Source organism: Parapedobacter pyrenivorans (genome assembly GCF_014636865.1).
Taxonomy (GTDB): domain Bacteria; phylum Bacteroidota; class Bacteroidia; order Sphingobacteriales; family Sphingobacteriaceae; genus Parapedobacter; species Parapedobacter pyrenivorans.
The window spans coordinates 2,678,588-2,704,568 of record NZ_BMER01000001.1 but is presented as its reverse complement, the minus strand read 5'-3'; the positions used below and the strand labels follow the sequence as shown (position 1 = coordinate 2,704,568).

General features: G+C 47.3%; 17 protein-coding genes and 1 tRNA gene. 6 read left to right on the top strand and 12 right to left on the bottom strand.

The window, feature by feature from the left end; translation table 11 throughout:
- The 6 genes from IEV98_RS10605 to IEV98_RS10580 all read right to left on the bottom strand — a co-directional run bounded on the left by IEV98_RS10605 (position 1) and on the right by IEV98_RS10580 (position 11,447).
- A complete protein-coding gene (locus IEV98_RS10605) occupies positions 1-2,538 on the bottom strand; it encodes a tetratricopeptide repeat protein (protein WP_188505810.1) in 2,538 nt (845 codons plus the stop codon).
- Between the two features lie 15 nt (positions 2,539-2,553).
- Positions 2,554-5,586, bottom strand: coding sequence for a tetratricopeptide repeat protein (locus tag IEV98_RS10600; RefSeq protein WP_188505809.1), 3,033 nt, complete (start codon positions 5,584-5,586; stop codon positions 2,554-2,556).
- Positions 5,587-5,738: 152 nt separating this feature from the next.
- On the bottom strand, positions 5,739-6,677 hold the full coding sequence (locus IEV98_RS10595) for an aspartate carbamoyltransferase catalytic subunit (RefSeq protein ID WP_188505808.1): 939 nt from the start codon (positions 6,675-6,677) through the stop codon (positions 5,739-5,741).
- Between the two features lie 33 nt (positions 6,678-6,710).
- A complete protein-coding gene (gene pyrR, locus IEV98_RS10590) occupies positions 6,711-7,262 on the bottom strand; it encodes a bifunctional pyr operon transcriptional regulator/uracil phosphoribosyltransferase PyrR (RefSeq protein WP_188505807.1) in 552 nt (183 codons plus the stop codon).
- Positions 7,263-7,371: 109 nt separating this feature from the next.
- Positions 7,372-8,433: a WD40/YVTN/BNR-like repeat-containing protein gene (locus IEV98_RS10585; RefSeq protein WP_188505806.1), complete on the bottom strand. Its 1,062-nt coding sequence runs from the start codon at positions 8,431-8,433 to the stop codon at positions 7,372-7,374.
- Entirely contained in the window at positions 8,433-11,447 is a 3,015-nt protein-coding gene (locus tag IEV98_RS10580) for a glycosyltransferase family 117 protein (protein WP_188505805.1), read from the bottom strand. The genes IEV98_RS10585 and IEV98_RS10580 overlap by 1 nt, the downstream gene beginning before the upstream one ends.
- A gap of 391 nt (positions 11,448-11,838) precedes the next feature.
- On the opposite strand from IEV98_RS10580, the gene IEV98_RS10575 reads away from it, so the two are divergent.
- The gene (locus IEV98_RS10575; RefSeq protein WP_188505804.1) at positions 11,839-14,085 is read left to right on the top strand and encodes an alpha-N-acetylglucosaminidase; all 2,247 of its coding nucleotides are present in this window, start codon (positions 11,839-11,841) and stop codon (positions 14,083-14,085) included.
- A gap of 31 nt (positions 14,086-14,116) precedes the next feature.
- Here IEV98_RS10575 and IEV98_RS10570 read toward each other — a convergent pair whose 3' ends face one another.
- Both IEV98_RS10570 and IEV98_RS10565 read right to left on the bottom strand, forming a co-directional pair.
- Positions 14,117-14,806: a helix-turn-helix transcriptional regulator gene (locus tag IEV98_RS10570; protein WP_188505803.1), complete on the bottom strand. Its 690-nt coding sequence runs from the start codon at positions 14,804-14,806 to the stop codon at positions 14,117-14,119.
- Between the two features lie 54 nt (positions 14,807-14,860).
- Positions 14,861-17,887, bottom strand: coding sequence for a DUF2723 domain-containing protein (locus tag IEV98_RS10565; protein ID WP_188505802.1), 3,027 nt, complete (start codon positions 17,885-17,887; stop codon positions 14,861-14,863).
- Positions 17,888-18,090: 203 nt separating this feature from the next.
- Between IEV98_RS10565 and IEV98_RS10560 the strand changes: the two genes are divergently transcribed.
- The 4 genes from IEV98_RS10560 (at position 18,091) to pth (ending at position 20,638) form a co-directional block, all read left to right on the top strand.
- Positions 18,091-18,161 (top strand) — tRNA-Gln (locus IEV98_RS10560).
- 216 nt (positions 18,162-18,377) lie between these two features.
- Complete coding sequence (locus tag IEV98_RS10555) at positions 18,378-19,322, top strand: ribose-phosphate pyrophosphokinase (protein WP_188505801.1); 945 nt, start codon at positions 18,378-18,380, stop codon at positions 19,320-19,322.
- 58 nt (positions 19,323-19,380) lie between these two features.
- Entirely contained in the window at positions 19,381-19,968 is a 588-nt protein-coding gene (locus IEV98_RS10550) for a 50S ribosomal protein L25/general stress protein Ctc (RefSeq protein WP_188505800.1), read from the top strand.
- A gap of 103 nt (positions 19,969-20,071) precedes the next feature.
- Positions 20,072-20,638: an aminoacyl-tRNA hydrolase gene (gene pth, locus IEV98_RS10545; protein WP_188505799.1), complete on the top strand. Its 567-nt coding sequence runs from the start codon at positions 20,072-20,074 to the stop codon at positions 20,636-20,638.
- Positions 20,639-20,652: 14 nt separating this feature from the next.
- Here pth and IEV98_RS24640 read toward each other — a convergent pair whose 3' ends face one another.
- The 4 genes from IEV98_RS24640 to IEV98_RS10525 form a co-directional block, all read right to left on the bottom strand.
- The gene (locus tag IEV98_RS24640; RefSeq protein ID WP_188505798.1) at positions 20,653-22,206 is read right to left on the bottom strand and encodes a M56 family metallopeptidase; all 1,554 of its coding nucleotides are present in this window, start codon (positions 22,204-22,206) and stop codon (positions 20,653-20,655) included.
- A 4-nt stretch (positions 22,207-22,210) separates the two neighbouring features.
- Positions 22,211-22,576 (bottom strand): BlaI/MecI/CopY family transcriptional regulator, encoded by a 366-nt coding sequence (locus IEV98_RS10535; RefSeq protein WP_188505797.1) that lies wholly within the window; start codon positions 22,574-22,576, stop codon positions 22,211-22,213.
- A 443-nt stretch (positions 22,577-23,019) separates the two neighbouring features.
- Positions 23,020-23,541 (bottom strand): hypothetical protein, encoded by a 522-nt coding sequence (locus tag IEV98_RS10530; RefSeq protein WP_188505796.1) that lies wholly within the window; start codon positions 23,539-23,541, stop codon positions 23,020-23,022.
- Between the two features lie 20 nt (positions 23,542-23,561).
- Complete coding sequence (locus tag IEV98_RS10525) at positions 23,562-24,359, bottom strand: hypothetical protein (RefSeq protein ID WP_188505795.1); 798 nt, start codon at positions 24,357-24,359, stop codon at positions 23,562-23,564.
- Positions 24,360-24,685: 326 nt separating this feature from the next.
- On the opposite strand from IEV98_RS10525, the gene IEV98_RS10520 reads away from it, so the two are divergent.
- A complete protein-coding gene (locus IEV98_RS10520; RefSeq protein WP_188505794.1) occupies positions 24,686-25,972 on the top strand; it encodes a citrate synthase in 1,287 nt (428 codons plus the stop codon).
- Positions 25,973-25,981 lie beyond the last annotated feature (9 nt).

Below are 25,981 nucleotides of genomic sequence, written 5' to 3'. Positions count from 1 at the left end.
TTATTTATTATTCAATTTCTGTAAACGCTCCTTGGCCGAAGGAATGATATCATCCTCGCCCTCGTAATTTTCGATTATGCTCTCCAACGTACGCTGCGCCTGTAAATCATCCCCTTTGCCGGCATAGGCATCGGCCAGCACGATGAAGCTTTTGGCCATCCAATAGTCGTACGACGACCGGTTGTTAATCACGTCAAAGGCACTTTCGATTGCCTTGTCATATCTTTTGCCCTTATATTGTAGCTGTGCAAGGTTGTACTGTGCTTCGGCACCCGTCACCGTCTGGCTTTTTAACGCTGCCAGGTTCATCTCCTTGGCCGCTTCCGTAGAATTTCCCTCCCGCAGCAGCGCCCGACCGGTATACAGATGAGCTTTGGCGATGTCTTCTTCAGCCGACCAGTCATATGCTTTAATCAACTTGGCATATTTGAGTACTTGCTCTATATCGCCGATTTCATAGTAGCAGACCAGCAGGTTGTTTACGGCATACCCATAACTGGCTTCGTATTCTGATGTGAGCTCTAGTTTTTTGAGGTGCACAATTGCCTCGTTATATTGTTCAAGCCCGAGGTACAAATCCGCCACCGCAAGCAGCGTGTTTTCGGTATACTGGCTGGTCCAGTCATTCAAGATGATATTCAGGTCGTGCAGCGCTTCCTTCGGATGGCCGGTACGGTACAGGCTTACCCCGCGGATGTACCGGGCATGTTTCTCCTGGATGGGGTTTGGAAATTTATCGAAATAAGCATTAATGGCTTCAACCGCCGCCTGGTATTGTCCGCGGGAAAACAGCGTGTGTGCAGCCTGGAATGTCAGGTCATCCTGCTCCGCGTTGCTCAGGTCGCCGAGGTTCGAGCTGGTTGCATAGTTGACGTAACCCGATGCATCGCCGCTATCCAGGTACATACTTTCGATAGCACGCAGCGCCTGTCGGGCCTCACCGGTGGTGGAATGTTCCTCCACCACCCTTCTGAATGTAGCCATGGCCGTTTCTCTATCTCCCTGATTATATTGTACCAGGCCGACCGTCATCAGCGCCCGTGGGGCGTAGCTACTGCGTGGGTATTTTTCAATCATCCGCTGCAGCCCCTCAATAGCCGTATCGTAATCGCCCATCGTGAAATGTGTGTACGGGATTTCAAAGGCTACGTCATCGGCATAATTTGAATTCGGAAACTGATCGGTCACCGAGCGAAGCGTACTCATTTTTGTCTGATTGTCACCTTCCAATCCTTGGATAATACCGCGCTGAAACAGTGCATAGTCCTGATTAGGGGCTTTGCTGTTAATCAGTTGGTCATAGTATTGGTTGGCCCGGCCATAATCACGCATCGTCAAATACGAATCACCCAAACGTGCGATGACATCGTTTCGCACGTTATTTTCCATCGAACGACCATCGGTAGACAAAAAAAGTTCAAAATGTCTGGCAGCCGTATTGAAACTGTTGCTGCGAAAGGACGCATATGCCAACGCGTAATTTGCATAGTTGTATACGTCGGTTTCTGGGGCGGCAGGCATCCGGAGAAAACGGGAAAACGCCTGTACAGCTTCTGTATATTTCCGCACTTCATACATTGCCTCCCCTTTCCAATAGGTAGCCAATGCGGCTATCCGCGGATCAATGGGAAACTCTTCCGACCGCATAAACAGGGAAATACTGTTTTCAAATGCCCGTTCGTTGTAGAATTCCAATCCACGATAATACGCTACCTTTTGATAGGTCAAATCGGCTTCCTTATCCCTGTTGGTGAATGATTCCAGCATATTTACGGCCGCCTCGAAATTGCTCGTACCCAACAGGATTTCAGCCAATAAGGTTTCGGGGCTCTCGTTCTTTTCCGCACCCGGAGCGATAACCGCATATTCCTGAACATATTTCAGGGCGACCTCCACGGCAGCCGCTGCGGAGTCCAGTTCATACAAGAGTTTGGCGTAATTAAACAGTCCGTCTACTTTCAATGCCTGGTCGAAATCCAGTTCGGACGCCTTGACAAATGCATTCCGTGCCCTTTGTTTATCGCCGGTTTCCAGAAAAATATTGCCCAACGCAATCATCGAGCCTTGGTAAAAGGCATCTGAAGTTTCCAGTTTTTCAAAAATGGTGGTCGCTCTTTCGTATTCACCATTCTCGTATGCCAAGTAAGCAATCCGGTAGTTATTTATGTTGTTCGGCGTCGCTTCCTGATGCCGTTTTTGCAAGCTCCCGTAATAAGGCTTTCTGAATGCGTTCTTTGCGAAATAAGTGGTAGCGGCTATCCGACGCAACTCGGTCTCAAGTGCCTGCCGGTCGATACGCATGTCAGGGCTTCGGCGAATCTTTACGGCATCCGCCAACATCGGCCGGTAGTCGCGCACCACATCGATCGAATCTATCGTAGCAGGCTCCCTCACTCCCTGTTGTTCAGTTGGCGGTTGCTGTTCTTGCCGTTCCAGTTCGATCTGTTCCTCTTCCTCCTGCGCATAGCCTACGGCTAGCAATACCGAAAAAGCTCCGGTAAGCAAGTATTTGTAGCCGATCGATTCTTGCGCTATCATCGTCCGTTCAAGTTTCTATTCCTTATTATTGAGTTTATTTAGCCGTTCCTTTGCCGAAGGGATGATGTCATCCTCCCCTTCATAGTTTTCGATGACACTTTCCAAGGTACTCTTCGCTTGGAAATCATCCCCTTTGCCGGCATACGCATCCGCAAGCAGGATAAAACTCTTGGCTACCCAATATTCATACGACGCCATATTGTTGATCACCTCAAACGCCGATTCGATCGCCTTATCATACTCTTTCGCCTCGTACTGCAATTGGCCAACCCGATAGCGGGCTTCAGCACCGACAATGGTCTGACTTTTCAGTGCTGCAAGATTAAGTTCTTTCAGCGCTGGTGGAACTTCCCCTTTCATGAGCATCGCACGCGCCGTATAGAGGTGGGCTTTAGCGATGTCTTCCTCCGACGAACGGTCATATGCCTTAATCAACTCCGCATACTTGACCACCTGCTCCATATCACCGATCTTGTCGTAGCAAACCATCAGGTTATTGACTGCATAACCGTAGTTCGATTTATATTCCGAAGTAAGCTCCAATTTTTTGAGGTGGACAATAGCTTCATTATACTGTTCCAGACCAAGGTAGAGCTCGGATACCGTAAGCAGCGTGTTTTCCGTGTATTGGCTCGTCCAATCATTCAGGATGATATTAAGGTCATGCAACGCCTCTTTCGGGTGGCCGGTCCTATAATAGCTAACACCACGTATGTACCGAGCATGCTTCTCCTGTATCGGTTTCGGGAACTTATCAAAATAAGCATTAATGGCTTCCACGGCTCCCTGGTATTCGCCCCGCGCAAACAGGGTATGAGCGGCCTGAAACGCGAGATTATCCTGTTCAGCCTTCGATAAGTCGCCGATATTGGTACTAGTCGCATAATTGATGTACGCCGAAGCATCACCACGGTCCAAATAAATGTTTTCAATGGAGCGCAGGGCTTGCCTGGCCTCGTCGGTTGTGGAATGCTCTTCCACCACCTTTCTGAACGTGGCCATCGCACCCTCGGTATCGTCTTTGTTGTATTGTACAAGGCCAATGGTCATCAATGCCCTAGGTGCATAACTGCTTCGGGGATATTGTTCGATCATCTGTTGTAAACCTTGGATGGCCGTTTCATAATCACCCATTGTAAAATAGGTGTAGGGAATCTCAAATGCCACGTCATCGGCATAGTTGGAATTTGGGAATCGCTCAACGACGGAACGTAAGGTGTTAATCTTAGTCTCGTTGCTACCCTGCAACCCTTGGATGATTCCACGTTGGAATAGTGCATAATCCTGGCTTTGGGCCTTGCTGTTAATCAGTCGATCGTAGTACTGCATCGCCCGGCCGTAATTGCGCATCGAAAAATAAGAATCACCAAGACGTGCAATAGCGTCATTGCGCACATTAGGTTCAATCGCGTTGCCACCCGTAGAGAGGAACCGTTCAAAGTAATTGGCGGATGTATTGAAGCTATCATTCCGGAATGCAGCATATGCCAACGCATAGTTTGCATAGCTATAGACATCGGTATTGCGCGCGGCAGGAAGCCGCAGGAAGCGCGAAAAGTTCTGAACAGCTTCACCATACTTACGCACCTCATACATCGCTTCTGCCTTCCAATAGGCAGCCAAGGCAGTAATATGTGGATCAATCGGATACTGCTCGGAACGCATAAATAGTGAGATACTATTTTCAAACGCACGTTCATTGTAAAATTCCAATCCGCGGTAATACGTTACGCGTTGGTAGGCAGCATCTGCCTCAGGCCCGCGGTTCTTGATCGATTCAAGGATATCCACCGCAGCGCGGTAATTACTTGTGCCTAAAAGGGTCTCGGCATACAATGTTTTTGCATCTTCCAGTCGGCTGGTTTTTGGGTAGGTATCCAAATATTCTTTCGCGGCCTCGAGGGCCACCTGATGGAATTCGAGTTCGGATGACAATTTAGCATAGTTGAAAAGCCCTTCTTCCTTCAATGCGGCATCGAAGTCCAGTTTGGATGCCTTAAAGAACGCATTACGCGCACTCTGTTTGTCTCCGCTTTTCAGAAATGCATCACCCAACGCGATCATAGCGCTTTGGTAATAGGCATCGGGCTCCTCCAGCTTTTGCAACTCAGCAATAGCCGTTTCATAATCCCCGTTTTTATAAGCAATGTAACCGATCTGATAACTGTCTTGGTTGTTTTGCGTCTTACCTTGATCTCCTGCCTGGAATTTATCATAGTATTCCGCCGCACTTTCGAAATCGTTCTTAGCAAAATAGGTAGCGGCAATAATACGGAACATATCGGTTTCATGAACCTGTTTGGTATTTTCCAATATCGGCAAGGCATAAGTCAGCACATCGTCGTATCGATTGTCAAGATAATAAAGTGCCGTAATGTAATACGGATAGGTCGCTTCGTAGGTCTTTGATCCTTTCAGCTTCTCGAATTCCGTCAATGCTGTTTTGAACTCTCGGTCCAGGTAACTTAAGTAGGCATAATAATAGATCGATGCTTCCTGGTAGACGCCACCTTCATCCTTAAGGGTTTCGAAAAGTGGTTTGGCTGAAGCATAATCATCCGTCATAAAAAAAGAATAGCCTTGCTTATAGCGAAACTCCCTATTCTCCCGACCAGCTAAATTCCGACTATCGAGTTTATTGAACCATTCCAACGCATGCTCATAGTCTTTTTTTCCAAAATAGGATCTCCCTACCTGAAAATAAGCAGCCTTGGAATTCGCACTGGCCGGATAGTCTTTGATATACCGAAGGAAATGGCCCTCGGCATCCGATTCCCCCAATTCCAACGCACAAATAGCCTGGTAAAAACGAGCGTTTTCCTTCAATAGCGTCAATTCAACATGCTCATCCTGTTGCATCGTAGAATTTATCCGTATCGCTTCGACCTGGTCGAAATGCTTGGCTGCCGCGGCATACTTCCCCTTTTCATACAACTCCATTCCGGTTTTGTATGCCTGATTGACTTCCTGCCATGCGCTTTGTTGTGCCACAGCAATTGATGCCACCAAACAAAACACAATACCTAACTGATAAATCCGATTAAACATGCCGTCAAATTAATCTTATATTTTTCTCAATCCACGCAAAGTTGGGGCCATAAAATATGCATCACCCAATTCAACCCACTAAATTACAGGGAAACCCTAAAGTTTTCCTCAAAAGTTGTCCACAAATGTTAGTAACATACCCAGGAAGCCGCTTAGCCACGTTTACTGGCAAGCAGGTACAGAACGGCCATCCGAATGGCTACGCCATTTTCCACTTGATCCAGAATAATCGAATGGCGGCTATCGGCCACATCACTGGTAATTTCCACTCCGCGGTTTACCGGTCCCGGATGCATAATGGTTATCTCCTTATCGAGCGAATCAAGCAGCCGCTTATTCAAACCATAAAGCATCGAATATTCCCGCAGTGACGGGAAATAGGCCATATCCTGACGCTCCAATTGAATCCGGAGCATATTGGCAACATCACACCATTTCAGCGCATTAACCAGATTATATTCAACCTTCACCCCCAATGAGCTGATATATTTCGGTATTAAGGTAGTCGGCCCACAAACCATCACTTCAGCACCCAGCTTACGAAGGCAGAGTATGTTGGACAACGCCACCCGAGAGTGGAGAATATCCCCAATGATAGCCACTTTCTTACCCGACACGTCGCCAAGCCGCTCACGGATGGAAAACGCGTCCAACAAGGCCTGTGTAGGATGCTCATGTGCACCATCGCCAGCATTGACAATTTGTGCATCCACATGCCTGCTCAGGAAGATTCCTGCGCCAGGATAAGGGTGCCGCATGACAATCATATCAACCTTCATGGCAAGGATGTTGTTGACTGTATCAATGAGGGTTTCGCCTTTGCTTACTGAAGATGACGAAGCCGCAAAATTAATGGTATCTGCAGACAACCGCTTCTCGGCCAACTCGAACGAAAGTCGGGTACGGGTGGAGTTTTCGAAAAAAATATTCGCTATGGTGATATCACGCAACGATGGGACCTTTTTAATCGGACGGTTGAGCACATCCTTGAAATTATCAGCCGTCTCGAAAATGAGCTGGATGTCTCCGGCTTGGAGGTCTTTAATCCCCAGAAGATGTTGGGTGCTGAGTTGCCTGTTTGATGCTGTCATTTGTTGATTAATGCACAATCAAAAACAATGATACTAATTGTCCTTTTCTGTCAATAACGTAATGCGGTCGTGGGCGTCCACTTCATCCCAACTCACGATTACCCGTTGTGAATCTATGGAATCCACCTGTATGCCAATGTAATCGGGCTCGATAGGCAGTTGCCGAGAAAAACGACGATCTACCAATACCAGCAGCTCGATCTTTTCCGGACGGCCAAATGCCTGCAGCGCATCCATGGCAGCCCGAATGGTTCTTCCCGTCCACAGCACATCATCCATTAAGATCACCTTTTTCCCCTCCACGATAAAATCCATACTGGTACTGCTTGGCACCAAAAGGCCACTATCCTTCCGCCTGAAATCATCCCTGAAAAAAGTAATATCCAGCTCACCGTAAGCAACGGCGGCCAATCCCGGTATCTGCTTTAACTCCTCCGCGATGCGCCGCCCAAGGTAGATACCACGGGGCTGGATACCCACGATGACGGAATCGGAGAAGTCAGCATGATTTTCTATCAATTGATGGCACAGCCGCTGGATGGTAATTTGGAACTTTTGCCCTTCCAATAGTATGGATCGTTTCATTCGAAGCTGACTTTCAAAATGGACACGGAATATGGGTGCAAACCTACTATATTTTTCTGACTTATACGGCGAATACGGGATATTTTTACCGTACGGAATGCCACCTCCACTATTTCTCTTCGAATCCCGAGTTCCGAGCGTTAGTGTCTATCAGCAACGTCGCTATCCTTCCATCGGCACCCGCCAGCACCACCCAGGTACCGTTTTTCGCTTTGCGGACTACATGGAAGCTTGCATCCGACACCGCATCCCAATGGTGCCCACCATCCCTTGAAATATCCACGCCGGTTGTCCCCGCAGCTACTAGCATTTTGCTATTTATGTATTCCACGGCCGAACGGTATCCACGGGTTCCCCGCTTGGGCGGCGTCCATGTAAGACCGCCATCTTCCGTCACAAACACGGCATCCTCGGCAAGCGTGTCTTGTTGATAGTCTCCACCCACCACTACGCCATGGTACTCATCTTGAAACGCAATGGAAAATACTCCCTTCGAAGCACTACCTTGCACGATGGGACAAGCACGTGCCGTCCAGGTCTGCCCATAATCCATCGAATGGAACAGGCGTGATTGGTGCCCACCCGAAGCAATGAATACATGTCCCCCTGGCAACGTCCGAACACCCGTACCGCTTGCGGCAAACCCGGCCTCGCCTTCCGACAGGCGCACAGTTGCCTGCCCACTGATATCCCCCCAAGTTTGGCCACCATCCGAGGTAGCGAGCAACTGCATCACACCATCTATCGGGTCGCCGTAAGCCAGCCCCATTCGATCATCCCAAAAATCCATGCCGTCGAAGAAAATTGCAGGCCGTCCGTCGCGATGGGTTTCCTGCCAACTATGGCCACCATCGGTGGTCCGCAGGATTATCGCCGGCGAGCCGGCACTGATAATGAGCGCTTCGTTCGTTGAAAAAACCTGGATATCCCGAAAATCCACGGTTTCATGGCTAGGTACTTGCCGCCAGTCCCAGGTTTCTCCCCGGTCGGTGGTGCGAGCCACCCAGCCGTTGCCGCCACTTACCCAAGCCACGGAATCGTCCAACACAAAAAGACCGCGTAGGCTTGTCTCCTTTCCCTGGTGGAGGACGTCGATGGCCACCCCCTGCGCTTGGCAAGAGTGCACGGTTCCTGAAAACAGCAGCAAAAAGAACAGCTTTAGCATCGGCATCAAGATCCAAAAAAATGTAAACGATACCGGTCAAAAATCCCCCTTGCCGCCCGTTGCTGATCCGGCTGTCCATGCGCTTCAGCAGCGAAAGCAAACTGCTCCAACGCCACTAAACTATCACGGATCGCCTGCCCTTCCACATTGGGTTTGGTCTCAGCAATGGCCGCATAATAAGCAAGCTGCTCGTCCAAAAAACGCACATTCCGCTCCACCAATGCGTTGGCTTTAGCCGTTTCTCCAAGTTCGTAAAGCTGCGCGGCCAAGACCGGATATTGGCCAGCAAGCCCCACCAAAGGTATACGTTCCGGCAATACCTGCACAGCCCGGTTCACGACATCCTTGGCAGCTTCTCTCCTTCCCTCCGTAATGAGCATTTCGGCGGTATCCGAAAAGACCTTTAACGATTGCCCTACCAGCGCGTACGAAGTTGGATCCAAATACGGTGCATCCTTCATATTTCCCCAAGTAAATTTATGCATGACGTTCTCATATGCGTTATCCGGATTGACCAGATGACCAGCACCGCTTTCGTTCCGAGCCCGTACCGGCATCAGCCTCAGCGCGAAACCTTCAGACACCAGGTAATCATCCAGTCCGAGACGTTGGCTTGTCGGCATGGTGGCTGTAAAGTAAATCGGCCGCTTCCATTCGTTATGCACAAGGATGTCCATTAAAGTCAGTTCCGAACGGGTCACCATATCGTGATCATAGGTCCAAAACATCGTGTCCACGATTTTATCATGCCACTTTTCTGGAACGACATGGTGTTTTAACACCTGCTCTTTATCCACTGTGAGTTTAAAATTCTTCGTGGGCAGGAAATTTCTCCGATCGCCGTTCGAATACACCAATTGGTCGGAGGGATTGTCCGACAGCAGTAGCGCGAGCAGCTTTTGCAATTCCACGGAATCCTGAATACCATAATCATGGTAATAAAGCACATCACGGGTCCCCTTTGCAAACTGGTGATCTGCCATGCTTATTGGTAGTGCCTCGTATCCTTCGGCCGGTTCCTTCATTTGCCGCACCTGCCAATCCATACCCAGCAAACTAAGGTTCACTACACGCACATCCCGTCGTACGCCTTCCACCTCTTGCAGGTACCACAGCGGGAACGTATCGTTATCTATGTATGTAAACAGAATGGCGTTTGGTGCACAGGATTCCAAGTAATTGCGTGCCATATCCCGCGCCATGTATTTCTGCGAACGGTCGTGGTCGTCCCATCCCTCCACCCCCATCAATATCGGCACGGCAAACAAACCAACCGTTATGGCTACCGACACTGCCAGCCGCTGGTTCCAGCTTCGCTTTAGCAAATCTGCGAGCGCCACTGCCCCCATGCCTATCCATATCGCGAAGGCATAAAACGATCCCGCATACGCGTAGTCCCGTTCCCGGGGTTGCAGGGGAGATTGGTTGAGATAAAGCACAATGGCCAACCCGGTAAAAAAGAACAACAGCCCCACTACCGCCATATCCATTCGGCTGCGTTTCAACTGCCAGATTAACCCCATCACACCAAGTATGAGCGGTAGAAAATAAAAGGCGTTACGAGATGGGTCCGTTTTCGCCGCTTCAGGGAGTTTATCCTGTCCGCCCAACCGCCATTGGTCAATAAAATTAATACCGCTTATCCAGTTCCCTTCGCTGTAGCTTGAAATAAGCGGCTGTTGGTCATTCTGGCGTCCTGCAAAATTCCACATAAAATACCGCCAATACATGTGTCCAAGCTGATAGGCGGTAAGGAACTTGAGGTTATCTACCGGCCTTGGCTGCTCCCCTTCACCAAGGCCCAACCAAGCGCGGTAGCCTTGGGGGTGGAAGTCGCGCGTGCTATAAATACGCGGAAACAGTGTCGTGCGGTCATAAACCGGATGATTTTCGGTTCCGGCCACCTCATAGTTCGTTTCTCCCTTCCGGTATTCATTGCTACCCTGCTTGATATCGATGAGCTGCGAGTCGAAGTAAGGGCCGCCAACCAGGGGTTCACTCCCAAATTGCCCCCTATTCAAATACCAGAGGAACGAAAAAGCGTCGTCCGGCTGGCTGTTATTCAGCAATGGATTCGCTTTTGCCCGGATGAGCACCATGGCAAAAGAGCTGTATCCAAAGATGATGAAGCCCATGCAAACCAAAGCGATATTGAGGATCGGCTTTGCCCGCTGCATCGAATACCAAATCCCGTAGCCCAACGCCCCCACCACACAGATTGCAAACACCACCGCACCCGATCCGAACCCCATCCCCAGTGTATTTACGAAGAACAAATCGAAGTATGCGGCAAACTTCACGAGGTACTGCACAACTCCCCACAGGATGAATGCGAGTACCGTACATCCGATCAAAAAGGTTTTTGTAACCCCGGCAAGCGTGACCTTCGTCGTCTTACGAAAATAAATAACCAACGCCAGCGCAGGGATGGTAAGCAAATTGAGCAAATGGATGCCGAGTGATAGCCCCATAATATAGGCAATGAATACCAGCCACCGATTGGCACCAGGGTCATCAGCACGCGCTTCCCACTTTAGTATCGCCCAGAATACCACTGCTGTACACAGCGACGACATCGCATATACCTCAGACTCCACAGCCGAAAACCAAAATGTATCCGAAAGGGCGTAAGCCATGGCACCAATGGCGCCGCCACCCATGATTTGCAGCAATCCCATTGAAGTAAGTTTTGCACCCGCTTGCCAAATCATTTTCCGCACCAGGGCAGTGATGGTCCAAAACAGGAATAGGATAGTCAGTCCGCTCGAAAGCGCCGAGCCGAAATTCATCCAATAAGCAATACGCTCGGGATTACCAAACGCCAACAGCGAAAACACGTTTTGCAATAACAGGAATAAGGGAGCACCCGGCTGATGTACGATCTGCATACGATGTGCAGCCGCAATAAACTCACCGGCATCCCACCAGCTGGTAGTAGGCTCCATGGTCAAGATGTAAATGGTGGTCGATATTGCGGCGCAGATCCAACCGCTCAAGTTGTTGATTTTGTGGTAGTCCATGTTCATCCGGTTAGTGGGTATTCAATAAAAATATGGCTTAAAGTTAGCCGATAAGTCCCCCCATTCACCCGCCCCCGTCGGGCTTTAACATTTTTTAACATTGTTGCTTGCTAAAACCAACGTCGGTCGGCACCATTTCTGCACTCCCTTTGCTGGCACCTGTTTTGAGATAATAAGTATTGCCCCGATAGTCGGACATCAGCGGGGCAGCCCGGATTGAAATCCCGGTTTGTTATGCGAAAATGTGGTAAAGCAGGTCACAATATCGTATCTTTATTGATTCCTAAGTTTGCTCACTGTTATATGTATTATGTGATTAATCACGACAAAGTAGAAACTTATTACGAAGAATTTCACACTTAAAAAAAACTCAAACATCTTTTGTAAATTAATGAATACCGCGAAAAACGAAAATCACACAAAAGCAGCCGAAGCGTTAATAAAACGAATATTACCGAGTAAAGCAGCACAGTTCGAGGTCATCATAGGGCATATCGGCGAGGGCTCAGAAGATTTCTTTAAGATTCAGTCAAAGCGTAACAAAGTTGTCCTCAAGGGAAATAGCCCAATTGCAGTGGCTTCCGCATTGCATTGGTACCTGAAGTACGTATGCGGTTGTCACCTTTCATGGAATAGCGACCAGTTGGATTTACCAGATCTTCTTCCTGTGGATTTTGAATCCATTGTACGTCGTACCGAATTTAACATCCGTGCATACCTTAATTATTGTACGTTTAGCTATTCCATGCCTTGGTGGGATTGGGAGCGATGGGAAAGAGAGATCGATTGGATGGCTTTGCATGGTATCAACATGCCGCTAGCCATTACCGGACTCGAAGCGGTATGGCAGAATACGCTACGGCGTTTGGGAATGGATGACAATTCGATTAGAAATTTCTTGGTGGGACCTACCTATTTTGCGTGGCAGTGGATGGATAACCTAGAAGGGTGGATGGGCCCACTATCTCAAGATTGGATAGACAAGCATTTGGAGTTAGGAAAAAAAATAATCGCCAGAGAGCGTGAGCTTGGCATGAAAACCATCCTTAAGGGGTTCACCGGATACGTCCCTACCGCCCTCACGAAGTTTTATCCCGAGGCTAAGATTTATAAAACGGACTGGATATCGACATTTGAAACGGCCCAGATCGACCCATTGGACCCGTTGTTTACCAAAATAGCTCGAATATTCGTCGAAGAACAACACCAGCTTTTCGGTACTGACCACTATTATTCCGTTGATCCCTTCCATGAGAGCCAGCCGCCCATTAAAACGGAAGAATATCTTGAACAAGCCGGAAATGCCATTTTTTCAGCCATCAAAACGGTCGACCCCGAAGCCGTGTTGGTTATACAAACGTGGTCACTTAGGCAGGGCTTGCTGAGAGCCGTCCCAAAGGACCGTACACTCATGATGGCACTAACCGGAACAAATTGGAAAAAGCACGATAGTTATTGGGGCCGCCCATGGGTGGTTGGTATGATGCATAATTTCGGTGGCCGAAATTATCTCGGAGGAAACCTAGCGCATTTTCTGAGCCATGCGCTACGCTTGAAACAACTACCCGCAGCCCAGAATGTGCAAGGGTTAGGAATTTTTCCCGAAGCAATCGAGCATAATCCCATTGTTTACGAAGCCGCTACAGAGATCGCATGGCACCGTGACGTTCCGGATGTATCTAGCTGGACGAAACAATACGCCACCGCCCGCTATGGAAGTCTTCCAACTCCAGCAGCACGCGCTTGGGAAATAATGTTATCGACCGTATACCAGCAAAAAAAGGTAAAGATTATCTCCATGGAGTCTCCACTATGTGCTCGTCCTGCATTGTATATGCCCAGCGCATCGATGAATGGCGATATGGTTCGGGATTACAACCTAATAGACCTGTGGTCTGCTTGGGACGGAATGCTAGAAGCAGCAAATGAACTGGGAGCAAAACGTACATTTCAGTATGACCTGGTCGACCTTGCCAGGCAATGCCTTGCAGATTTATCTTTACTATTACACCAGGGCATCAGTACCGCCTACAAGTGCAACGACCGCATTGCACTTCCAAAAGCAGGTGGGCTGTTTATCGAGTTGATGCAAGATATAGACGATCTTTTGGCAACCCGTGAAGAGTTCCTGTTGGGCAAGTGGCTTGGGGATGCACGAAAATGGGGTAATCATGAGGAGGAAGAGAACCGCTATGAGCAAGCCGCTCGGACATTGATAACTGTATGGGGGCCGGTAACACCGAATGCCTTGTTTTTCGATTATTCTAACCGGCAGTGGTCTGGTTTAATCAAGGGATTTTATATCCCCCGATGGAAGATGTTCATTGACTATCTTCTCGAACAGCCAGAGGATATCAACAAGCGCTATCACGAGCGAAAACTACGAAAATCTTACGGACGACCAGCAAACAACGCCAATACGTTCTTCGAATCCCTGTCTGCCTGGGAAAAATCATGGACTGAAGGCCATGAAAAATATTCAGCTATACCGGTTGGCGATGGGATCGAGATGGCTAAATACGTTAACGCCAAGTGGCGGCCAATCATGCAGGACGAGACCAAAAAGGTGTTACCACTAGTGCAACAAGACGACTATTTGAAAGAGGTGATTCCGCAGCCCGATAATTTCGGTTTATAACTATTTTTACTATTTTCGACATAGGTTGCGATCAGTAATCTACGGGCAACTGTTTCATAAACTCACTGATGGGCGGATGTACTTCCTTTTCAAACGGCATGCCCGTATTGACCAGCTGCGCAATCCGCGACACTTTAAAATCACGGTAATCCCTGCGCAGTTGACACCATCCAATTACATGCCAGCTAAATGCATAAAATACCAAGCCTATCGGCTCGACCCGCCGGTTGCTACGCTCCCCGCTTTCCTTACAGTAAGCGATATCGATGATGGTTTTGGTGGACACCGCCTGTTGCAAAGTCGCCAAATGCTCATAATCCTGATACAGTCGCTCTGGCAGCTGGAATTTGATACGATCAGCCAGCTGCTCAATCTTTTCTTTTTGAGAAGCCCGCATCACTGCTTTCACTTTATTCAGCGCGGAGGAATAAAAATTCTTGATAGACTTATCGGCAAAACCGATCAATAAATTCTCAACGAGCAACAAGGCATTGGCTTCTTCCAAACTGAACGATACGGGCCGCAGGAAGTAGCCTTCCACCACGAAATAGCCCTTGTTCGGCTCGAAACCGACAGGAATCCCCTGTTCATTCAGCGCTTTGACATCACGGTATACCGTACGGATACTGATGGCAAACTTATCGGCAATCTGGTCGCCCATTACATACCGCCGCGATTGAAGCATTGTCAGTATACCAAATAATCGGTCTATCCTGTTCATGACTATAAACCAACAAAAATTGCGTCAATCCGCTCTATACGCGTTCAATTCATGCTAATTACCGGACGGCATTCCGCCGAAAAACCTCGTCTCATACTGACTGAAAGTCTTCGTTATGCGGGCGCTCAGTTCCTCTTGGCCGTTTTCCTTTGCCGATTCAGCAAACCTATTCAGCGTAAACATGCTATACTGGATATTCTGCATTTCTAGGTTGGGCTTGGTTTCTGCAATGGCCGCGTAATACCGAAGCTGCTCTTCGAGGTAGTTTGTATTTCGCTCGATCAATGCATTAGCCTTGTCGATCTCACCGACAGCGTACAGGTTTTCGGCAATAAACGAATAACCATAGGCATCCATAATCCGGTAAATCCGCTCGGGCATGTATTCCAATGCGTTGTTCAGCAATTTTTTTGCCTCTTCCTTCTTACCTTCGGCAATTAATGCTTCTGCTGGTGCAGCGTAAATATTGTTCAGCATCAAGCTGATCATCCGGTATGATTCTGGGTCTATGTATGGCGAATTTTTAATGTTTCCCCACTTATAGTTATTCATCACGTGGTCGTAAACCGCATCCGCATTGACCAATCCTTGCGACGTGTTCGGCGCCATATTGATAGGCATAAGCCGAAGCGCGAAACCCTCGGATACCAAATACTTATCCAAGCCCATGAAATTATCGCTGGGCACTGTTGTGGCAAAATAAATCGGCCGCTCCCAATTATTATTGACCAAGATATCCATGATGGCCAACTCCGCTCGTGACACATAATTGCGATTATACGTCCACTGGATCGTGTCTGCAATACTGTCCTGCCATACGGTAGGTACCACGTTATGTCTAATTACTGCATCCTTATCTACCGTCAACTGCAGACTCTTCGTCGGCAAGAAATTCTCCGCCTGCTCACTCTGCACCTGTCGCTTATCGTTGGGATTATCTGAAAGCATTAAGGCAACAATGTTCCGGAGCTCAACCGGACCCGGGATTTTTGCGTCTTGGTAATAAATAACGTCACGTACCCCCTTCACGTATTTTTCCTCCGGAATGTCAATGGGCAACGCCTCCGCTTCATTCACTTTTTTTGTCATCTGGCGCACATACCAGTCGGCGCTCAGCAGACTCAGATTTACCACACGTACATCCGGACGTACATTCTCCACCTCCTGCACATACCAAAGCGGATAGGTATCATTATCACCATAGGTAAACAAAATCGCATTCGGAGCGCATGACTCCAGATAGTCTATGGCAATATCGCGAGCAAGAGACTTCTGTGAGCGATCGTGATCGTCCCACCCGTCCTTCGCCAAAATCACCGGCCCCGCCAGCAATCCAATAGCGGTAGCTATCCCAGCGGCAGTCTTTCCGTTCAGCTTGGTTAGCCATTCGCTGATACCGATTACGCCTAAACCGATCCAAATGGTAAATGCGTAGAAAGACCCTGCATAAGCATAGTCGCGCTCGCGCGGTTGGAGGGGATTCTGGTTGAGGTATAATACAATGGCTAGACCGGTAAAGAAAAACAGCAAGCCCACGACGCCGGCATCTTTTTGGCGACGTTTAAAATGCCAAAATGCCCCGATAAGCCCTAAAATCAGGGGCAGGAAGTAAAATCGGTTATGGGAAGGATCAGATTTCAATGACTCCGGTAAGGCATCCTGCCCACCGACATGCAACTGATCAATGAACTTGATGCCGCTGATCCAATTCCCCGTGGAGAGATCGCCATGTCCCTGTTGGTCGTTCTGCCGGCCCACGAAATTCCACAGGAAATACCGGCCATACATATGCCCGATCTGGTAGCTGAAGAAAAAACGCAGGTTGTCACCGAAAGTCGGCTGTTCATTTTCACCAAGGTTCAAATAACTCCGATAATACTGCTGATGCGAAGCTTCCCTACTGCTGTGTATCCGTGGGAATACCGTCTCCCGGTCGTATACGTAGTCAAAATTTCTGCCCGCTACTTCATACTTTTCAGCACCCTTGCGGTAGATGTTGCTCCCGTAGCTAATGTCTACGGGACGCGAATCGAAATAGGGCCCCTTGAGCTTAGGCTCATCACCATACTGCTCACGGTTGAGGTAACTAAGCATAGAAAACACATTATCCGGGTCACTGTTATTCAACGTAGGATCGGCCTTGGCCCGAATCATGATCATGGCAAACGAACTATAGCCGAAAACCACAAAAGCGAATGAAAGCATAATAATATTGAGCAGTGGCTTCGCCTTTTGGATGGAATACCATATCCCGTAAACGGTGCCACCAACGATCAATAACGCAAATACCACCACGCCAGAGCCAAAGCCCATGCCCAACGTATTTACAAAAAACAGATCGAAATAAGCAGCAAACTTGATGAGGTATTGAATGACTCCCCAAAGAACAACAGCCACTACCAAGCAACCAATAAGCAAGGCCTTGATTGCGCCACCGCTCGTAGCCTGTTTCGTGCGCCTGAAATAGACAAGCAGCGCTATCGCGGGGATCGCTAGCAGGTTCAACAAATGGACGCCAATAGACAACCCCATAATATAAGCAATGAACAGCAACCATTTATCTGCGCCGGGCTCGTCGGCATGGGCCTCCCATTTAAGAATTGCCCAAAACACCACAGCAGTGCAGAGGGATGACATGGCGTACACCTCAGACTCTACGGCCGAAAACCAGAACGTATCCGAAAAGGTATAAGCCAGGGCGCCAACCGCTCCCGCGCCCATGATTCGGATCAGACCGGCCTGCGTAAGCTCCGTTCCCGGCTTCCATATCACCTTGCGCGCCAAGGCCGTAATCGTCCAGAATAAAAAAAGGATGGTCAATCCGCTGGATACCGCAGATCCGATATTCATCCAATAGGCGATACGCTCGGCATTGCCGAACGCCAAATTGGAAAAAACGTTCTGCAACATCAGAAACAACGGTGCACCCGGCTGGTGTACAATCTGCATTTTGTAGGCCGAAGCAATAAACTCACCCGTATCCCAAAAACTAGTGGTACGTTCTACGGTCAATACGTATACGATCGTAGCAATCAATCCGCATATCCACCCAATGATGTTGTTCGTTTTATTGTAATTCATATCGTCTTGCACGTATGGTTCGTTGTAAAATCACGCCCCGAAAATAAAGAATAGTATGGTAACACACGTATAATATTTAGATTTTTAACACATTACGCATGCAATCAAGCATTTTCAGTAAAAAACAAAATATTTTTGCAATAATTATTCCTTCCACCTATATTTGCAGTCCCATTCGAAGGGGTGGCACAACAAGTTCGGATTGCCCGATAGTATAATGGTAGTACAACTGATTTTGGTTCAGTTAGTCTAGGTTCGAACCCTGGTCGGGCAACAAAAAAAATTACGGATTGTCGGTTGGCAATCCGTAATTTTTTAATGTATATTTCCGCTATAAAAATTGTTTTTCAATTGCAGAGAAGAAGCGATAAAGTTGCTTTTTTATTCTTTATAATTATAGTTGTATGTCTGAGCAACTTTATCTAAGTTTAGCGCTGAAAGATCACAATACCCCAATCCCATTGCTAACCCACAAAACAACAACAATACTATGCCATTGCAATTCAATCCGGTAAAACTTTTTTCTGGCACCGGTTCTACCGAATTATCCAGGAAAATCGCACAGTCTTATGGCAGGGATCTTGGCGAGATGACGATTTCGCGCTTTAGTGACGGCGAAATCCAACCGTTTTATAACGAATCGGTACGGGGTTGCGACCTCTTTCTTATCCAGTCGACCAACCAGCCAAACGACCACCTTTTCGAGCTCCTGCTGATGATCGACGCTGCCAAACGTGCTTCCGCGCACTACATCACGGCCGTGGTCCCCTACTTCGGGTTCGCGCGGCAGGACCGCAAGGATAAGCCCCGGGTAGCCATCGCTGCCAAAATGATTGCCAACCTCATTACCGCGTCGGGCGCGCACCGCATCATGACGATGGATCTCCATGCCGCGCAAATCCAAGGTTTCTTTGATATCCCCGTAGACCACTTGGACGCTTCGGTGATCTTCGTGCCGCACATCAAATCACTCAATTTACCCAACCTTACCATTGCTTCACCGGATATGGGCGGATCTTACCGGGCACGTACATTTGCCAAATACTTCAACGCCGAGGTGGTCATCTGTGATAAGCAGCGCAAGCGGGCAAACGAAATCGAATCGATGTCGATTATCGGTGATGTCGTCGGGCAGGATATTGTGCTAATCGACGACATCTGCGATACCGCGGGAACATTATCCAAGGCCGCCTCGCTCATCATGGAAAATGGTGCAACAAGCGTACGCGCAGTATGTACACACCCCGTGTTATCGGGCAAGGCTTATGAAACCATTGAAAACTCCGCACTAACAGAGCTCATCGTTACCGACACCATCCCGTTGAAGTACCAAAGCGAGAAAATAAAGGTCCTTTCAACTGCCGGATTGTTTGCCAATGCCATTAAAAATGTCAATGAACACGGGTCCATCAGCAATTTATTCAAGGTAGATTAGGAAGTCCGTGTTATTTACCGTATTTTTGCGGCCTTAATTTTTTAAATATATACTCAAAATGAAATCAATTGCTATTAGCGGTTCTTCAAGAAAGAACGTAGGGAAAAGAGATGCGAAAGAGTTGCGCTACCAAGGTCTGGTACCCGCTGTGCTCTATGGTGGTAAAGAACAATACCACTTTTCCGTATCCGCAGCTGATTTGAAACCGGTGATCTACACTCCGGATGTTCATTTCATCGATATCGAGATCGACGGCAACAAACATCAAGCAGTCCTCCAGGATGCACAATTCCATCCCCTTACGGATCAGGTGCGCCACGTGGACTTCCTTGAGCTGAATGACAAAAAGGAAGTTGTGCTCAGTATCCCCGTTAAACTGACCGGCGCCTCTCCTGGCGTGAAAGTTGGGGGTAAATTGGTGCAAAAACTCCGTAATCTTCGTGTAAAAGCACTTCCGAAAGATCTGCCGCAATACATCGAAGTGAGCTTAACTAGCCTTGAGGTGGGCGATTCCGTACGTGTGGAAGATGTACAAGTCGCGAATGCTAAGGTGCTCAACAATGCGGACGACACCATCGTATCAGTCACGATGTCACGCGCTTTGCGCCAAGCTGAACAGGAAGCAGCCAAGGCCGACAAAAAGTAACAAGACCTAAAGCGGTCGAAAGGACTTGAAGATAGAAAAGCATCAGCCCACAACGCTGGTGCTTTTTTTGCGCACCCCTAAATAATTGTATTTTTGCATCGAAATGGCAAAGAAACAGCTCCTCGTAGGACTTGGGAATATCGGTGCCGAATATGCCGATACCCGGCATAACATCGGGTTCATGGTGGCGGACGAACTGGCAAAACAGGCGGGGGTGAACTTTTCCACCCTCAGGTATGCGTATTATACCGAATACCGTTATCGAAGCAACCAGGTATACCTGATCAAACCCACTACGTACATGAACCTGAGTGGCAAGGCCGTTAACTACTGGATGCATGAGTTAAAAATACCGTTGGAAGATGTCCTGATCATCGTAGATGACATTGCGCTGCCGTTCGGAAAAATCCGGCTCCGGACAAAGGGGAGCAGCGCAGGGCATAATGGGCTGAAAAGCATCGAAGCACTTTGCGGCGGGCAGGGATATCCCCGACTAAGGTTTGGGGTGGGCGACAATTTCCCGAAGGGCAGGCAAGTGGACTACGTGCTGAGTGGATTTGACGAAGATGAACAGCTTGAACTGCCAACCCTCATCGAACACTCCGTGCAAATGGTCAATAGTTTCGTCCATATAGGCGCAGAATTGACCATGACGCAACTCAACAAGTAAACACGGCCGTACCCCTATTTCTTATTCCTCTGGGCTTTTTTGGTGGTAATTTCAATTACTCCTTTCACTCCTTTTTCACCATATTTTTCTACACCGCTTTTACCTTTCCAGACATTCATGGCATGGATATCATCGGGCGATATTTTCTTGAAATCCTCGGCGCTCGCTTCCTCACCATCAATCACGTATAAGACGCCATCGTAACTATTCTCCCCTCCAACTTCCCCTCCTTTCCGGATAGCTAGTTGGTCAGCCAACCGAACCGTATCGACCGCACTAGCCGGATTTATCGATTTGCGGGCGCCTTCTATCCCTCCTGCCTTCTTCTTAGTGACGACCAGAACCACCCCGTTTGCCCCACGGCTACCATAGACAGCCGTAGCAGATGCATCCTTGAGCACGGAAATGCTTTCAATATCATTGGGATTAACCCGATTGAGTTCTTCGCGAGCTTCCAGCAGCTTTCCATCCAATACGTAAAGTGGTTCCTTGTCGGATGTATTTCGAACAGCGATTTTAACTTTTGAAGTATCAGCATTGCGCGCATCCTTTCCGGTGCGTCCGCTGGTATCGGTTACGGCCTTATCGATTTTCCAACCCACAACGGATTTTTCTTTTCGTTTAACGGTGGTATCCGGCCTTGACGCCACTGACTGGACGTTGTCGGCGTCGGCAGAAATCACAGGGAAGTTAGCCGCTGAATCCTGTTCATAGGCTTTCGTGACCGTAAACACCAACACGGAGAATGCGATCACCGGAATCGCAAACACATACTTTCCCAGTTGTAATTGAGAGGAGCTGCGCTTATTCATCATCATAATCCGCCGTTTAAGACTTCTGAAGTTGAAACTATTCACTAAAGCAGGGTTTGCCGCCGCATGCTGTCCAACTTTCAACAGGCTGTATTGGTATGCTTTTTTGTCCACGCCGCTTTGCAGCACGCGCCGATCCGTTATGAATTCCAGGTTTTCATGGATCGCATGCCGGACTAACCAGGCAGCTGGATTGAACCAACAAATGATGCTGCATAGTTCCGAGGCCAATACGTCAACAGTATGCAGTTCCTTAACATGGATTTGCTCATGCTCAAAGATTTCACCCAGCTCCCCGTCACCATGGCTATGCACATTGAGGTAGATGTTCCGCCAAAAAGAAAAAGGAAGCACATGATCGAAAACCTGCCGGTATGGAAAGATCCGCCAGTTAGCAGCCGTTGATCGCCGGTGGATACGCCATAAACTAACTAGCCGAACAACGAATCGCAATACAAACCAACCCGCGCCCAGCCAAAACAAGACGGTTACATAAGGCCATAAACTGAAGGTATCCACAGGGACCTCTTGCCAGTCGGGGATAATCGAACCGATCTCGCCAGAAATTTCAGGTTGCTTGACGAGCCAGCTTCTTACATCCGCCATGGGATAACTAATCGAAAAAAACAACGCAAATAACAGGTAGAACCGATTGAGGTAATAGAACGTCAATTTTCGAAGCAACAACCTATAGCCAAGATAAAACACGATGATGGCAAGATTCGCTTTCAGTAGGTATATGATGATGTCCGGCATGGTATTAGCTACTCTTTTCTTCTTTGATCATCTTAATGATTTCGTCCAATTCAGCTGCGCTTATCTTCTCCTCCTTCGCAAAAAAGCTTACCAATTCCTTATATGAGTTCTTAAAATAATCACTCACAAAGCCACTCATGAAAACCTTTTTATAGTCTTCTTCCACAACGGCGGCCTCATAACGATAAGCGTTTGCATATTTCACAGCCTTCACATATCCCTTGCGTTGCAAGTTCTTTATGGTGGAAGCCAATGTAGTATAAGGCATTTTCTCGCCGGGCATGCTATCCAGCAATTCCTTGATAAACCCACCGCCATTATGCCATATCAGCTGCATTGCTTCTTCCTCTTGTATCGTCAATTTCTCCATTACACTACGTCTATTTCGTAAATGTACGAAAAGAAAATAGAATTCCAAAAATGAATACATTTCAAGTTATGCATATCGTCATTGAGAGCAGGCGTCTCCGTGGTTGTAATGAAGCTTCAGTAATGGTGTACTAAGCAGGATGAATTTGAAATGCGGCCACTAGTATTTCGTCATTTCAAGACAGCAGTTAGTGAGCCGAAGCATAAAAGGTTTTATTAAACATAATTGTGGTAGAGGTATATTATCCGAAGGTAATGTCGGCATCTGGACTTGGTAAGCTCCTCCAAGCTGAAGGACAAACGACAATGATGTCCCTCCGATAGATACACTTCCATTCAGCATTCCCGCCAACTGTCCGCCTCCTGCACTTACAGGAGTTATATTAACGTAACCGGAGGCTGTACCTGGCCCTGAATAAGAAACAAGTGGGCCACTTGGATCATTCATTGTGATACTACCTGAATAATATTGTCTACCCCCCATGAATATTCATTATATGCATAAGTGATGCCTATATTTAAGTCGTAGTTACATGCGACCGTCATCATACCCCAGCTGCCGTATGCGGTTGCGGTATTTTGGACATGTCTGTAATAATAAGCAGTTTCTGTGTCAGAAAAACTCATCGTTTCTGTATTTAGTCCCGATGTAATTCCCTTTGTCTTTAAATCAGCGCTTGGAATAAAAAGCCCTAGCGTATCTATTGCATCCAAATGTAACTGAGAAATTAACTCTACAAAACTTGAGTGTGCTTCTTTCATGGAGGAAAACGAAAGTCGATTCGTGTCCAGACTACGCATGGTTGTGACCTCACCTTTTTCAGAAGGAGCCAAATTAATCAGATCCTCGAGCTTCGACTCGTAAATAGCTTCGTTTTCAACAAAATCATCCAGATCAGATGTGCTTTCGCAAGACCAAAATAAAGACGCGGCTCCTACAAATAACATGATTGAGACGTGTTTCATTATATAAAAAATTAAGCTCATTATTGTAATGAAAAGATCCTATCCATAATCTCTTGCATACTGTCCACATAAACAGCGTTCTGCGGCATCTGAAAAAGGCTGTCGGCCAACTCCATATCTTCTACGTCTTCAACCACAAACAGCGCATAAAACGAAGTGGAGTTGCCATTGGACGATGTTCCCGGAATATGGGTAATCATTCGGCAGACATTCCCATTTACGTTGTTTGGCAAGAAACTGTTTAATGGAGAATTTACCGGCCACGCTAATGCTACATATTGAAGCGAACAGGTATCTTTTCCAAGAAGCACCTTTAACTCCATCTTATCTGGATTGCTCTGCAATGTCATCGGTTCACGACTAACTATTTCGACATTGTCCGCTGATTGCCTGGACTTAAGTACTTTATAACAAACATCTAAGCTAAAATCTTCTAACGGCTGTTGGTAAACGTAATATGTCCCATTGCTATCAATGTGGAAAAGATAAGAAGTATTATTGTCAAAATCCATTAAATAGGACGGTGTTATCATACTCAGTTGCACTTCATTAGTCCCAGGCTCCCCTAGATTTTGTTTTGGGTCTGACTTAAATTTCTCTGATTCTTCAAGGCGGAGTACTTTACCTCCTTTGACATGGTATGTAAATGGTTGGAATAAATAAGTTGAAAGCTCAAAATCTGCTGTATCTTTGCCAGGCAATGAATACATATTAATTTTCACAATTCCTTCCCCAAAATCATACTGTTGCCACCCCCCGATTGGATAAAAAGCCTCAGTGATTAAAAAATTAATTGTCGATAAGAATACATGACTCATAACAAACAACATATGTTAAATATACAGCAAAAAAAACATCATAAAAGTCAAATTTTAACCGATGTTAAGACGATATTAACCTGCAGATATAACTTTTCCATCTTGTAGCTTGGCTCGGTATTTCCGTTAGAAAACCGCTAATGCTGCCCAATCGGGAGGCACAATCCTATCTAACCCTTTACAAATGATACAGCCATAGCTTCCACACTTGTCGTAAAACAGCTTTAAGTTATCGTATTAAATTAACATTAACACAACAATATAATCTGTCTAAACGCTTTTTTTTCGGCCATTTTCATTACATTTGCACTTCATCCAAAAAAATTATGTCAGAAACAGCTTCCATATCGATAAACGGCAAATCACATGAATTACCCGTCATTACGGGTTCCGAAAACGAACAGGCGATTGACATTTCAAAACTCCGTGATGTATCCGGTGCGATTACCCTGGATCCGGGTTTCAAGAACACGGGAGCAACAAAAAGTGCAATTACATTTTTGGATGGGGAACAAGGCGTATTGCGCTACCGCGGCTATCCGATTGAACAACTGGCCGAGAAATCTACATTTTTAGAAGTAGCTTATTTATTAATATATGGCGATTTGCCAACTACTGAAACGTTAAGCGATTTCAGGAATAAAATCAGTCGGCATACGCTGATTCATGAGGATATGAAGAAATTTTTCGATGGTTTCCCGTCGAAGTCGCATCCCATGGGTCAGCTGTCTTGTCTCGTAGGCGCATTATCCGCATTTTATCCCGAATCACTCGACCCCAATCCCAGTGAGGAAGACGAAAATCTCACCATCATGAAACTGTTGGCCAAGATGCCCACCATCGTCTCCTGGATATACAAGAAATCATTGGGGCATCCCGTCATCTATCCGCGGAATAACCTCAACTATGTGCATAATTTCATGAACATGACATTCGGCCAGATCACGGAAGACATCGACATCGACAAGTCAGTGGTCAGCGCCATGCACAAGCTTTTGATTTTACACGCCGACCATGAGCAGAATTGTTCTACGTCTACGGTTCGCATTGTGGGATCTTCCAATGCCAACCTGTATGCTTCCATATCCGCCGGAATTTCCGCGCTTTGGGGGCCGCTGCACGGCGGAGCGAACCAAGCTGTCATCGAAATGCTCGAAAACATCAAGAACGATGGTGGAGACAGCGCCAAATGGCTTGCTAAAGCCAAAAATAAAAACGACCCTTTCCGCCTGATGGGTTTCGGGCATCGTGTTTACAAGAATTTTGATCCACGGGCAAAAATCATCAAAAAAGCATGTGACGATGTGCTCGATAAATTGGGTATCGACGATCCTGTATTGGAGATTGCCAAGGAATTGGAAGCAGCGGCCCTCAAAGACCAATATTTTGTCGATCGCAAGCTTTATCCCAATGTGGACTTCTATTCCGGCATCATCTATCGGGCTTTAGGCTTCCCCACCGATATGTTTACCGTACTGTTTGCATTAGGCCGTTTACCGGGCTGGATTGCTCAATGGAAAGAGATGAAAGCGAATAAAGAACCTATTGGAAGGCCTCGCCAGGTCTATACGGGCGATACCAAACGGGATTACGTGCCATTGGACCAGCGATAGCCTGTCGCG